Here is a 13,542-nt window from a genome sequence, read left to right as displayed (position 1 = left end):
GGCGCACGCCGCCCCAGCCGCCCTATCCGTCGGACTCCCCACGCAGCACGGCGAGCACGCCGTCCAGTTCGTCGGGCTTCACCAGAACGTCACGCGCCTTGGAGCCCTCGCTGGGCCCGACGATGCTCCGGGACTCCATGAGGTCCATCAACCGCCCGGCCTTGGCAAAGCCGACGCGCAGCTTGCGCTGGAGCATCGACGTCGACCCGAACTGGGTGGAGACCACCAGCTCGGCCGCCTGGCACAGCAGGTCGAGGTCGTCGCCGATGTCCTCGTCGATCTCCTTCTTCTGCTTGGCGCCCACCGTGACGTCGTCCCGGAAGACGGGCGCCATCTGGTCCTTGCAGTGCTGGACGACGACCGCGACCTCCGCCTCGGTCACGAACGCACCCTGCATACGGGTCGGCTTGTTCGCGCCCATCGGCAGGAACAGGCCGTCGCCCTTGCCGATCAGCTTCTCGGCGCCCGGCTGGTCGAGGATGACCCGGGAGTCGGCGAGCGAGGAGGTGGCGAAGGCCAGCCGGGAGGGCACGTTGGCCTTGATCAGACCGGTGACCACGTCGACCGACGGGCGCTGGGTGGCGAGCACCAGGTGGATGCCGGCCGCGCGCGCGAGCTGCGTGATGCGCACGATCGCGTCCTCGACGTCCCGCGGGGCGACCATCATCAGGTCGGCCAGCTCGTCCACGATCACCAACAGATACGGGTACGGCTGCAGCTCCCGCTCGCTGCCCTCGGGCAGCTTCACCTTGCCCTCGCGGATGGCCTGGTTGAAGTCGTCGATGTGCCGGAAACCGAACGCGGCCAGGTCGTCGTAGCGCAGGTCCATCTCGCGGACGACCCACTGCAGCGCCTCGGCGGCCCGCTTGGGATTGGTGATGATCGGCGTGATCAGGTGCGGAATGCCCTCGTAGGCGGTCAGTTCGACGCGCTTGGGGTCGACGAGGATCATCCGGACGTCCTCCGGGGTCGCCCGCATCATGACCGAGGTGATCAGGCAGTTGATGCACGAGGACTTGCCCGAACCGGTCGCACCGGCGACGAGCATGTGCGGCATCTTCGCCAGCGAGTGCATCACGTACCCGCCCTCGACGTCCTTGCCGAAGGCGACCAGCATCGGGTCGTCGTCCTCGGCGGACTCCGCGAGGCGCAGCACGTCGCCGAGGTTGACCATCTCCCGGTCGGTGTTGGGGATCTCGATGCCGACCGCGGACTTGCCCGGGATGGGGCTGATGATCCGCACGTCCGGGCTGGCCACCGCGTACGCGATGTTCTTCGTCAGCGCGGTGATCCGCTCCACCTTCACCGCGGGGCCGAGCTGGACCTCGTAGCGGGTGACGGTCGGGCCCCGGGTGAAGCCGGTGACGTCGGCGTCCACCTTGAACTCGGAGAAGACGTTGCGCAGGGAGTCGACGATCGCGTCGTTGGCCGCGCTGCGCGCCTTCCCCGGGCCCCCGCGCGTGAGGAGGTCCAGCGACGGCAGCGCGTAGGTGATGTCCCCGGAGAGCTGGAGCTGCTCCGCGCGCGCGGGCAGGTCCCGGGGCTCGTCGGGCGCCGACTTCGTGAAGTCGGGGACGTTCTTCGTGAGGTCGGGGACGCTCTCGACCTTCAGTCTCTCCTGCTTGTAGTCCTGCTTGGGGCGAACGGCCGGCGCCGGCTCCGGCGAAGGTGAGGGGACCGGTGTGGTCTCCTCGCGGTCGCCCACGCTGACGCCCTGGGTGAGATCGGCGACAAGCGGGGACGGCGGCATGCCGTGCAGAACGGCACCGTCGAGCGCGGCCGCAGCGGCCGCCGCAACGTCCACCGCGTCCATCTGGCGCTGCAGATCGGGCTGCGGCACCGCGGAGCGCCTGGGGCGGCCGCGGCGCTGCGAGAGGGCCTCCTCCTCGGCGCTCTCCGGATCGTGCGCCCGGGCGGCGCCCCGGCGCCTGCGGGGGCGCTCGGGCAGCGCCTCGCGCCACTGTTCGTCGTACCGCGCGTCGTCCTCGGAGGGCTCGTACTCCTCGGGGTCGGGGAGCAGGCCCAGGCGCACGCCGAGCGCGCGCAGCCGCTGCGGGACGGCGTTGACCGGGGTGGCGGTCACCACGAGCAGGCCGAAGAGCGTCAGCAGCACCAGCAGCGGTACGGCGAGCACGTCGCTCATGGAGTACGTCAGCGGGGTCGCCGCCGCCCAGCCGATGAGGCCTCCGGCGTCCCTTATGGCCTGCATGCCGTCGCTGCGGGCGGGCGAGCCGCAGGCGATGTGGACCTGGCCGAGCACGCCGATGACGAGCGCGGACAGTCCGATCACGATCCGGCCGTTGGCCTCCGGCTTCTCCGGGTGCCGGACGAACCGTACGCCGATCAGCGCGAGCAGTATCGGCACCAGCAGGTCGAGCCGGCCGAAGGCGCCGGTGACGAGGATCTCCACCAGGTCGCCCACGGGTCCGCGCAGATCGGCCCACGTACCGGCGGCGACGATCAGCGCGATACCGAACAGCAACAGCGCGATGCCGTCCTTGCGGTGGGCCGGGTCGAGGTTCTTCGCACCGTGCCCTATGCCCCGGAAGACGGCGCCGACGGTGTGCGCGAGGCCGAGCCAGAGGGCGCGCACGAGCCGGTACACGCCCCCGGTGGGGCTGGGTGCCGGCTTGGGCGGCGCGGCCTTCTTGGCCGGGGCCTTCTTGGCGGGCGCCTTCTTGGCCGGGGCCTTCTTCGCGGCGGCCTTCCTCGCCGGAGCCTTCGAGGGAGCAGCCGCCTTCTTGGCGGGCTGCTTCTTGGCTGCGGAAGGACGTGAGGCCATGGGTGTGAGGTTACCGGGGGAGACGACAGCGGACACGTGTGCCCAGTGCTTCACCCGTTCGTGTCGCCCCGGCCGAGGCGTGAAACTGACGCACACTCATGGGCAACTGCGCTCCCCGCGGACGTCAGTTCTGCGTCGGCACCGAGGGGCTCCCGCTGCCCGTGCCCGGCTCCAGGGCGTCGAGTGCACGGCGCAACCCCGTGAGTTTGCGTTCGAGGTGGGCGGCCGTGGCCACCGCGGCCGCGTCCGCGGACTCGTCGTCCAGCTGCTTGGACAGCGCCTCGGCCTGCTCCTCGACGGCCGCGAGACGCGCGGACAGCTCGGCCAGCAGCCCCGCGGACTCCTTACCCGTGACCGCGCCGGCCTTGCCGCCGCCCTCCAACTGGAGCCGCAGCAGCGCCGCCTGCTCCCGCAGCTGGCAGTTCTTCATGTACAGCTCGACGAAGACGGACACCTTCGCGCGCAGCACCCACGGGTCGAACGGCTTGGAGATGTAGTCGACCGCGCCCGCCGCATAGCCCCGGAAGGTGTGGTGGGGGCCGTGGTTGATCGCGGTGAGGAAGATGATCGGGATGTCCCGGGTCCGCTCACGCCGCTTGATGTGCGCGGCGGTCTCGAATCCGTCCATGCCCGGCATCTGGACATCCAGCAGGATGACCGCGAAATCGTCCGTGAGCAGTGCCTTGAGCGCTTCCTCCCCGGACGATGCCCGCACCAGCGTCTGATCGAGCGCAGAGAGGATGGCCTCCAGCGCCAGCAGATTCTCCGGCCGGTCATCGACCAGGAGGATCTTGGCCTTCTGCACCATGGCCCGCCCTCCTCGCCCCGGCGGTACACCGGGCGCCGCCCCAGGGGACGACTCCCTTTCGCCGCCCGTCCTTGTGCCGGTCATCGTAGCCGCACCCCGCCCGTCGACACACCCTGTCACCGCGATGTCACTGTGCACGCAAAAGAAACGCCGTGGGAGTGCGGAAGGTTCCCGGAATCCGGGATTCCCACACATCGCCGGCCCCTTCGGACGGACAACTCCCCGTGCACACCCGGGGTTCCCGCCACGTTCACATCCGCGCCGGTCACGCGGTCACTCCGCGCGCATCCACTGCCGCATGACGGCCAGCAGATGGTCGGGATCGACCGGCTTCGTCACGTAGTCGGAGGCACCCGACTCGATCGCCTTCTCCCGGTCGCCCTTCATCGCCTTCGCGGTCAGCGCGATGATCGGCAGCCCGGCGAACTGCGGCATCCTGCGGATCGCCGTCGTCGTCGCATACCCGTCCATCTCAGGCATCATGATGTCCATCAGCACGACCGCCACGTCGTCGTGCTGCTCCAGCACCTCGATGCCCTCACGGCCGTTCTCCGCGTACAGCACCGACAGCCCGTGCTGCTCCAGGACGCTGGTGAGCGCGAACACGTTGCGGATGTCGTCGTCGACGATCAGCACCTTCTCACCGGCGAACCGCACCACGCGGGCCGGCTCCGGCGCGCCCTCCTGCTCCGCGAGCATCGTCCACTCCTCGGCCTGCGGAAAGCTCCGGCGCCGGCGCCTGAAGAGCGCCGCGGCACCGTTCTGCGTCTCCTGGTACGACTTCACCTCGGCCGGCGTCTCGATCTCCACGGCGGACAGCTCCGAGGACCGCCCGGCCTCGGAGGCGAGCAGCTCGCCGGCCTCCAACGCGGGCACGGACGGCTGGTAGCCCTGCGGCGGGAGTTCGCTCGGGTGCACCGGCAGGTACAGCGTGAACGTCGAGCCGCGGCCCGGTTCGCTCTGCGCGTGGATCTCACCGCCGAGCAGCTGCGCGATCTCCCGCGAGATCGACAGGCCGAGGCCGGTGCCGCCGTACTTTCGGCTCGTCGTGCCGTCCGCCTGCTTGAACGCCTCGAAGATCACCCGCATCTTGCCGGCCGCGATGCCGATGCCGGTGTCCGTCACCGAGAACGCGATCAGCGGGGCGTCCGGGTCGGTCAGCGAACCGGACTCCAGCAACTGCTCCCGGATCGACTGCGGCACCCCCATGCCGGCCGGCCGGATCACCAGCTCCACCGAACCGGAATCGGTGAACTTCACCGCGTTGGACAGCAGGTTGCGCAGGACCTGGAGCAGCCGCTGCTCGTCGGTGTGCAGGGTCGCGGGCAGCTCCGGCGAGACCCGCACCGACAGGTCCAGGCCCTTCTCCGCGGTCAGCGGCCGGAAGGTGGCCTCCACGTAGTCCACGAGCTGGACGAGTGCGATGCGCGTCGGGGAGACGTCCATCTTGCCCGCCTCGACCTTCGACAGGTCGAGGATGTCGTTGATCAGCTGGAGCAGGTCGGAACCCGCACCGTGGATGGTCTCGGCGAACTCGACCTGCTTCGGGGAGAGATTGCCCTCCGCGTTGTCGGCGAGCAGCTTGGCCAGGATGAGCAGCGAGTTGAGCGGTGTGCGCAACTCGTGGGACATGTTGGCGAGGAACTCGCTCTTGTAGCGCATCGACACCGCGAGCTGCTCGGCGCGCTCCTCCAGGACCTGCCGGGCCTCCTCGATCTCGGTGTTCTTCACCTCGATGTCCCGGTTCTGCCGGGCCAGCAGCTCGGCCTTCTCCTCCAGTTCGGCGTTGGAGGCCTGCAGCGCCTTCTGCCGGTTCTCCAACTCGGCCGACCGCTCCCGGAGCTGCTCGGTCAGCTCCTGCGACTGCTTCAGCAGCAGCTCGGTCTTGGTGTTCACCGAGATGGTGTTGACGCTGGTCGCGATCATCTCGGCGATCTGGTTGAGGAAGTCCTTCTGGATCTGCGTGAACGGCGTGAACGACGCCAGCTCGATCACACCCAGCACCTTGCCCTCGAAGAGGACCGGCAGCACGATCACCTGCGCGGGCGGGGCCTCCCCGAGCCCGGAGGAGATCTTCAGATAGCCGCTCGGCGCGTTCTCCACCAGGATCGTGCGCCTCTCCTGGGCCGCCGTGCCGATCAACGCCTCTCCGGGCCGGAACGACGTCGGCATGGAGCCCATCGAGTAGCCGTACGAGCCGAGCATGCGCAGCTCGTACTTGTCCTCCGCGTCGCCGCTGAGCTCCTGGCCCTCCATGAGGGGCATCGCCACGAAGAACGCGCCGTGCTGCGCGGACACCACCGGCGTCAGCTCACTCATGATCAGCGAGGCGACGTCCTCCAGGTCCCGGCGGCCCTGCATCAGCGCGGAGATACGGGCGAGGTTGCCCTTCAGCCAGTCCTGCTCCTCGTTGGCGATCGTGGTGTCACGCAGGTTGGCGATCATCTTGTTGATGTAGTCCTGCAGCTCCTGGATCTCGCCGGACGCGTCCACGTCGATCTTCAGATTCAGGTCGCCACGGGTCACCGCGGTCGCCACGCGCGCGATGGCACGCACCTGCCGGGTCAGGTTCCCGGCCATCTCGTTCACCGACTCGGTCAGGTCCCGCCAGGTGCCGTCGACGTCACGCACGCGTGCCTGTCCGCCGAGCTGTCCCTCGGTGCCCACCTCACGGGCGACCCGGGTGACCTCCTCGGCGAAGCTGGACAGCTGGTCCACCATCGTGTTGATCGTCGTCTTGAGTTCGAGGATCTCGCCGCGGGCGTCGATGTCGATCTTCTTCGTCAGGTCACCCTTGGCGATGGCCGTGGTCACCATGGCGATGTTGCGCACCTGACCGGTCAGGTTGGACGCCATCTGGTTCACGGACTCGGTGAGGTCCTTCCACGTACCCGCCACACCCGGTACGTGCGCCTGGCCGCCCAGGATGCCGTCCGTGCCCACCTCACGGGCCACCTTGGTGACCTGGTCGGCGAACGAACTCAGCGTCTTCACCATGGTGTTGATGGTGTCGGCGAGCTGCGCGACCTCGCCGCTCGCCTCGATGGTCACCTGACGCGTCAGGTCGCCGTTGGCGACGGCCGCGGCCACCTGGGAGATGTTCCGCACCTGCATGGTCAGGTTGTTGGCCATCAGGTTGACGTTGTTGCTGAGGTCCTTCCAGATGCCCGTGACACCCGGTACGTGCGCCTGGCCGCCCAGGATGCCCTCGGTGCCCACCTCACGGGCCACCCGGGTCACCTGCTCGGCGAAGCTGGACAGCTGGTCGACCATCGTGTTGACCGTCGTGACCAGCTCGAGGATCTCGCCCTTCGCGTCAACGGTGATCTTCTTGGACAGGTCGCCCTTGGCGACCGCGGTGGTGACCTCGGCGATGTTGCGCACCTGGATGGTCAGGTTGTTCGCCATGAAGTTCACGGACTGCGTGAGGTCCTTCCAGGTGCCGGAGACGCCCTGGACCTCGGCCTGGCCGCCGAGCATGCCCTCCGTGCCCACCTCACGGGCCACGCGCGTGACCTCCTGGGCGAACGACGACAGCTGGTCGACCATCGTGTTCAGGGTGTTCTTCAGCTCCAGGATCTCCCCGCGCGCGTCCACGGTGATCTTCTGGGAGAGGTCACCGCGGGCCACGGCGGTGGCCACCTGGGCGATGTTGCGCACCTGGGCGGTCAGGTTGCCGGCCATGCCGTTCACGGAGTCGGTGAGGTCCCGCCACACACCGGCCACGCCCGGCACCTGCGCCTGACCACCGAGCCGGCCCTCGGTACCCACGTCCCGCGCGACCCGGGTCACCTGGTCGGCGAAGGCGGAGAGCTGGTCGACCATCGTGTTGATGGTGTTCTTCAGCTCCAGGATCTCGCCGCGCGCGTCGACGTCGATCTTCTGGGAGAGGTCACCGTTGGCCACCGCCGTCGTCACCTGGGCGATGTTGCGCACCTGCGAAGTGAGGTTGCCGGCCATGAAGTTGACGGAGTCCGTCAACTCCTTCCAGGTGCCCGAGACACCGTCCACCCGGGCCTGACCGCCCAGGCGGCCCTCCGTACCCACGTCCCGGGCCATCCGCGTGACCTGGTCGGCGAAGCTCGACAGCTGGTCCACCATCGTGTTCACGGTGTTCTTCAGCTGGAGCATCTCGCCGGAGACGTCCACGGTGACCTTCTGCGAGAGGTCACCGTTGGCCACCGCCGTCGTCACCTGGGCGATGTTGCGCACCTGGCCGGTCAGGTTGCGGAACGCGGTGTTGACGGAGTCCGTCAGATCCTTCCAGGTGCCCGCGGCGCCCGGCACCTGCGCCTGACCACCGAGTTCACCCTCGACACCGATCTCGCGCGCCACCCGCGTGACCTCGGCGCCGAACGCCGACAGCTGGTCGACCATGCCGTTGACGGTGTTCTTCAGCTCCAGCATCTCGCCGGCCACGTCGACGGTGACCTTCTGCGACAGATCACCGCTGGCCACGGCGGTCGTCACCGCCGCGATGTCCCGCACCTGCGTGGTCAGGTTCCGGAACACCGTGTTGACGGAGTCCGTCAGGTCCTTCCAGGTACCGGCCGCGCCCGGCACGTTGGCCTGACCACCGAGCCGCCCCTCCCCGCCGACCTCGTTGGCCACGCGTGTGACCTCGTCCGCGAAGATCCGTAGCGTCTCGGTCATCTGGTTGATCGTCTCGGCCAGCTGCGCGACCTCGCCACGCGCCGGAACCGTCACCTTCTGCGACAGGTCACCGTTGGCGACCGCGGTCGTCACCTGGGAGATCCCGCGCACCTGTGCGGTCAGGTTGCCCGCCATCGTGTTGACGGAGTCGGTCAGCTCCTTCCACACGCCGGCCACCCCGGGCACCTGCGCCTGGCCGCCCAGGATGCCCTCGGTGCCCACCTCACGGGCCACCCGGGTCACCTCGGAGGAGAAGGAGGACAGCTGCTCCACCATCGTGTTGACGGTGTTCTTCAGCTCCAGCATCTCGCCGGCGACATGGACGGTGACCTTGCGGGACAGATCACCCCGGGCAACCGCCGTCGTCACCAGGGCGATGTCGCGCACCTGCGCGGTCAGCCGGTTCGCCATCGTGTTGACGGATTCCGTCAGATCCTTCCACGAACCGGACATACCGCGCACGCGGGCCTGGCCGCCGAGCTTGCCCTCGGTGCCGACCTCACTGGCCACGCGCGTGACCTCGTCGGTGAACGTCGAGAGCTGGTCGACCAGATTGTTGACGGTACGGCCGACTTTCAGGAACTCGCCCCGCAGCGGATGCCCGGTCCCGTCGGGTGCCTGGGTGCGCAGGTCCATGCGCGGCGAGAGATCGCCCTCGGCGACCGCCGTCAGCACCCGGCTGACCTCCGAGACGGGCCAGACAAGATCGTCGACCAGCGCGTTGGAGTGGTCGATGGCGGTCGCCCAGGAGCCCTCGCAGGCGCCCGTCTCCAGCCGCTCCGTGAGTTTTCCCTCACGCCCCACCATGCGCCGCACCCGGGACAGCTCACCGGTGAGATGCAGGTTCCGGTCGGCCACCTCATTGAAGACCGCCGCGATCTCCGACATCACGCCGTCCCCGGACACCGTGAGCCGCTTGCGGAAGTTGCCGTCGCGCATCGACACGAGGGCCACCAGCAGCCGGTTCAGGGCAGCCGTGTCCACTTCGGTGGTACCGCCGTTCCTGCCCACAGACGGTCCGCCTTTCGCGCGCGCCTTCGTGCCCCGCGTCGCTGCGCCAGACTCCACTGTGTCCCTCCCGAAGGGGTAGACCGTTACTGCCGTGCTTGGCCGCGTCGGCCCGGCCCGCCGATCCTCCGGCTTACCGGTTACTTCCGCGTACTCGTTACTGCTCGGTATTTGTGCCAGACGAGATCCGGCCACACCAGGGGCTGCTGCCCGCCCTCCGCAAAACACACGCAGCATGACCGGACCTTCATCAGAAGCTTGCCCAGTGTTTCACCCCGGCCGAACCAGGCCATAACAGTTCGGCAGCTTCGCACATCGTCCGCACACCCCTGGGGCGTAAACACCGGCGACCGGCATCCGCTCGGACCGCGAAGGTAAGTAACCTTGCATCCGGCTGTCCAGCCGCACCGGTCCGACCGGCCTGGGCGGTGGCACGAGAACGAGCGGGCATCGGAGGGGCGGCCGCAGACCATGACCACCGGACTGATCCCCGGGGGACATCCCCCGGAGCCACGGCCGACGGGTGAGCGCATGCCGCAGCAGCGGCGCGAGCCGGTCGGCCATGCAGCCCTGCCCGTCGACAACCGGCCGAGGAGTTCTGTGATCACCGCGCGCGCGGCCGCCAGCTTCGAGCCCGTCGGGCGATCGGTCGCGACCGCCCGGTCCTTCGTCCGCGACACCCTCCAGGGCTGGGGCTTCGCCGACATCGTCGACGACGCGGTGGTTCTCACCAGCGAGCTGGTGACCAACGCGGTCGTGCACGCCGGGACGCACGCGGACGTGCTGTGCCTGCGCACCGAGGACGGCGTGCGCATCGAGGTCGCGGACCGCTACCCGGAGCGCGAGGTCCCGCTCCAGGGCTCCCCGGCCGCCATGGGCAGCCCCGACCGCGAGGGCGGCCGCGGCCTCCAGCTGTGCGCGGCCCTGGCCGCCCGCTGGGGCGTGGACTACACACCCACGCACAAGAACGTCTGGTTCCACATCGACCCGCCCGAGCGCCCGGTGGGCACGCGCGCCGCCGGCCCCTCCCTGCCCGCCGACCTCCTCCCGCTGGCCGACGGCCGGGTGCGCGTCGCCGTCCTCCAGATCGACCGGAAGGGATCCATCAGCGCCTGGAACGAGGACGCGGAGGAACTGTTCGGCTACCCGTCGAACGAGGCCATCGGCAAACCCCTCACGGACCTCGCCGCCTGGCCGCACACCCCCGGCACCGGCACCGGTATCGCCGAGGCCCTTCAATTGTCGCGCTGGGAGGGCAGTTACGGCGTCCGCGGCGCCGACGGCCGGGTGGCCCCGGTGTACGCCTCCCACCTCAGGGTCCGCGACACCGGCGGCGAACCCTCCACGGTCTGCCTCCTGGTACGGGACCACGAACGTGCCGTCCTGCAGACGCCGATGCGCGTTCCCGCCTCCGACCAGACGGCAGGCTCCGACGGCCAGAACACCGACCCCTTCGAGGTGTTCATCGGCTCCCCCGCCCCCGACGACCTGGACGGCCTGCTCCAGCGCACGGTGGAACGGGCCCGCGACATGCTCGACGGCGACTCCGCGTTCCTCCTCCTCGCGACCGACGACGAGACGGAGCTGGAGGTACGCGCCTCCACCGGCCTGCCCTCCGCCCGCCAGCGCTTCGCCCGCGTCCCCGTCGAGGCGGGTCCCGGCCGCTACGGCTCCGCGCGCATGCCGGCCGTCCACGACGACCTCACCGCCGTACCCGGGGCCGTACCGCTGCTGTCCGGCACCGGCATGCGTTCGGTCGTCACGGTCCCACTGAAGGTCGAGGGCCGCCTCACCGGCTCCCTCGGTGTGGCGGCCGAGGCACCAGGCCGGTACTCCAACGAGGAGGCCCTGCGCCTGCAGTTCGCCGCCGACCGCATCGCGCTGGCCGTGGAGTCGGCCCGCCTTGGCGAGCTGGAGCGGCTGCGCCGTGGCTCCCTGAGCTTCCTGGTCGAGGCCTCCGACCTCCTCGCCGGCACCCTGGACCGCGACCAGACGCTGGCCCTGATGGCCCAGATGACCGTCCCGACACTGGCCACCTGGTGCGCCGTCTACACCATCGCCGACCAGGCCTCCGAGCCGTACCTGTCGTACGTCCTGCACGAGGACGAGGAACTCATCGACGGCATCAAGTCGTTGCTCTCGAAGATGCCTCCGCCCGATCCGGTACCGACGCCCGGTGCCCGCGTCTGGACCGCCCCCGGCGAGGTCGCGCACCAGGCGGCCCTGCGCTCCTCGATGCGCAGTCTCGGCCTGGCCGGCGGCCCCACCAACCAGGTCTCCCCGGGCATCGGCACGACGCTCGCGACGGCCTCCGCGGTCGGCGGCGAGACAGTGGTGCTGCCCCTGGTCGCCCGCAACCGCGTGATCGGCATGCTGACCCTCGGCAAGCCCACGGACGAGCACTTCCGGCAGGAGATCCTCGAACTGGCCGAGGACCTGAGCCGCCGGGCCGCGCTCGCCCTGGACAACGCCCGCCTGTACTCGGAACGCACGGCCATCAGCCAGTCCCTCCAGCGCAGCCTCCTCCCACCGGGCCTGCCGAACATCGACGGCGTCGAGGTCGAGGTCATCTACCGCGCGGCCGGCGAGGGCAACGAGGTCGGCGGCGACTTCTACGACCTCTTCCCGATCGGCAACGGCGCCTACGGATTCGCCATCGGCGACGTCTGCGGTACGGGCCCGAACGCGGCAGCGGTGACGGGCCTGGCCCGGCACGCGCTGCGCCTGCTGGCCCGCGAGGGACTCTCCGGCCCGGCGGTCCTTGAGCGCCTGAACTCCGCAATCCTCGACGAGGGCGACCGCAGCCGCTTCCTGACCCTGCTGTACGGCGAGTTGCGGCCGCAGCCGGACGGCAGCGCCGAGCTGAAGGTCGTCTGCGCCGGCCACCCGCTGCCGCTGCGCCTGCGCCAGGACGGCACGGTGGTGACGGCGGCCGAACCCCAGCCGCTGCTCGGCGTCATCGAGGACCTCGAACTGTACGAGGAGACGGTCACCCTCGACCCCGGAGACGTCCTCCTCTGCGTCACGGACGGCGTCACCGAACGCCGCGAGGGCACCCGCATGCTCGGCGACGACGGTCTCACCGACGTCCTGACCACGTGCACGGGCCTCACGGCGGGCGCGGTCGCGGCACGCATCATGCGGGCGGTCGAGCGCTTCGCGTCGGACGCCCCGTCCGACGACATGGCGATTCTGGCGATGCGGGTCCCGGGACTTCAGAACGACTGAGGCTCCCGGGCCCGCCCGGGCACACGAAGAAGGCCCCGCCCTGATGGGCGAGGCCTTTTTTCGGAGCCCCCAAACGGAATCGAACCGTTGACCTTCTCCTTACCATGGAGACGCTCTACCGACTGAGCTATAGGGGCCTTGTCGCTTTCGAGGTTTCCCTCGCGGCAACAAGAAGATCGTACCCTGAACAGGCCCGGGTTCCCAAATTCGTTCGGCGCGTGATCAGAAGGCGGGCTGCAGCAGCCCACCGAGGGCATTGCAGGCCGACACGATCCGCTGCATCTCCCGCTTGGTCAGCAAGGCGTCCACGGGCAGCGCCAGCGTCTCGTCGGCGGCTCGCTCGGTCTCGGGCAGCGCGACGGTGCGCCGGAATTCGGGCAGCCGGTGCACAGGCGTCTTCACGGGGACGCGGCACTCAACTCCCTTGGCCCGCAGGGCCAGCGCGAAGGCGTCACGGTCCGGCCGGCCATTGCCGGGCACCCGCACGACGTACTGCTGGTAGGTGTGCCCGTCGCCGCCGTCCGGAGTGCTCACGCCCTTCAACTTGGCGTCGAGATAGGCGGCCCGTTCCCTGCGCTGCGCCATCTCGTCGTACGGCGCCTCGGACTCGCCCTGTTCGAGCACGAGCAGCCCGTGCCGCTGCCCGACCTCGTGCAACCGGGTGATGTCGGCGCGCCGCCCGAAGCGGTGGACGACAACGACGGCAGCTGTATGGGGAGTTATGGCCGCTTCCACAGCGGACGCGTCGAGGCAGTAGGTGACCGGATCTATGTCGGCGAACACCGGGAGCGCACCCGCAAGGGTCACGGCCTCGGCCACTTCGACGTTACCGAAGGCCGGTACGACGACCTCGTCACCGACTCCGACACCGGCAGCCCTGAGCATTGCAGCAGTACCCATGTGCTGGATGCTGGGCGCGCAACGTGAACGACACGTTAAGCAAACCAAAAAAAGGTCGGACCCTGAACCGAAGTTCAGGGTCCGACCTTTTCAAATTTTGTTCGGCGGCGTCCTACTCTCCCACAGGGTCCCCCCTGCAGTACCATCGGCGCGGGGTCGATCC

5 protein-coding genes and 1 tRNA gene are annotated in these 13,542 nt (G+C 69.5%); 1 reads left to right on the top strand and 5 read right to left on the bottom strand.

Annotated elements, in window-relative coordinates; all coding sequences use genetic code 11:
* Positions 1-22 precede the first annotated feature (22 nt).
* The 3 genes from ABZ471_RS31170 to ABZ471_RS31160 all read right to left on the bottom strand — a co-directional run bounded on the left by ABZ471_RS31170 (position 23) and on the right by ABZ471_RS31160 (position 9,311).
* The gene (locus ABZ471_RS31170) at positions 23-2,782 is read right to left on the bottom strand and encodes a DNA translocase FtsK (protein WP_359071051.1); all 2,760 of its coding nucleotides are present in this window, start codon (positions 2,780-2,782) and stop codon (positions 23-25) included.
* Between the two features lie 124 nt (positions 2,783-2,906).
* Positions 2,907-3,590, bottom strand: a complete 684-nt coding sequence (locus ABZ471_RS31165) for a response regulator (protein ID WP_359071050.1) — start codon at positions 3,588-3,590, stop codon at positions 2,907-2,909.
* A 273-nt stretch (positions 3,591-3,863) separates the two neighbouring features.
* A complete protein-coding gene (locus ABZ471_RS31160) occupies positions 3,864-9,311 on the bottom strand; it encodes a HAMP domain-containing protein (RefSeq protein WP_359071048.1) in 5,448 nt (1,815 codons plus the stop codon).
* A gap of 411 nt (positions 9,312-9,722) precedes the next feature.
* On the opposite strand from ABZ471_RS31160, the gene ABZ471_RS31155 reads away from it, so the two are divergent.
* The gene (locus ABZ471_RS31155; RefSeq protein ID WP_359071047.1) at positions 9,723-12,479 is read left to right on the top strand and encodes a SpoIIE family protein phosphatase; all 2,757 of its coding nucleotides are present in this window, start codon (positions 9,723-9,725) and stop codon (positions 12,477-12,479) included.
* 64 nt (positions 12,480-12,543) lie between these two features.
* On the opposite strand, the gene ABZ471_RS31150 is transcribed toward ABZ471_RS31155, so the two are convergent.
* Positions 12,544-12,616, bottom strand: a tRNA-Thr gene (locus tag ABZ471_RS31150).
* 85 nt (positions 12,617-12,701) lie between these two features.
* A complete protein-coding gene (locus ABZ471_RS31145) occupies positions 12,702-13,364 on the bottom strand; it encodes a DegT/DnrJ/EryC1/StrS family aminotransferase (protein WP_359071113.1) in 663 nt (220 codons plus the stop codon).
* Positions 13,365-13,542 lie beyond the last annotated feature (178 nt).

Origin of the sequence: Streptomyces sp. NPDC005728 (genome assembly GCF_040630895.1) — a bacterium.
Lineage (GTDB): Bacteria > Actinomycetota > Actinomycetes > Streptomycetales > Streptomycetaceae > Streptomyces.
Note: the sequence above shows the minus strand (reverse complement) of the source record. Positions and strands in the feature narration are given on the sequence as shown.

Excerpts from the sequence above, each read along its gene's own strand:
- ABZ471_RS31170 (WP_359071051.1), bottom strand. The coding sequence starts at position 2,782 with ATGGCCTCACGTCCTTCCGCAGCCAAGAAGCAGCCCGCCAAGAAGGCG.
- ABZ471_RS31165 (WP_359071050.1), bottom strand. The coding sequence starts at position 3,590 with ATGGTGCAGAAGGCCAAGATCCTCCTGGTCGATGACCGGCCGGAGAAT.
- ABZ471_RS31155 (WP_359071047.1), top strand. The coding sequence starts at position 9,723 with ATGACCACCGGACTGATCCCCGGGGGACATCCCCCGGAGCCACGGCCG.
- ABZ471_RS31145 (WP_359071113.1), bottom strand. The coding sequence starts at position 13,364 with ATGCTCAGGGCTGCCGGTGTCGGAGTCGGTGACGAGGTCGTCGTACCG.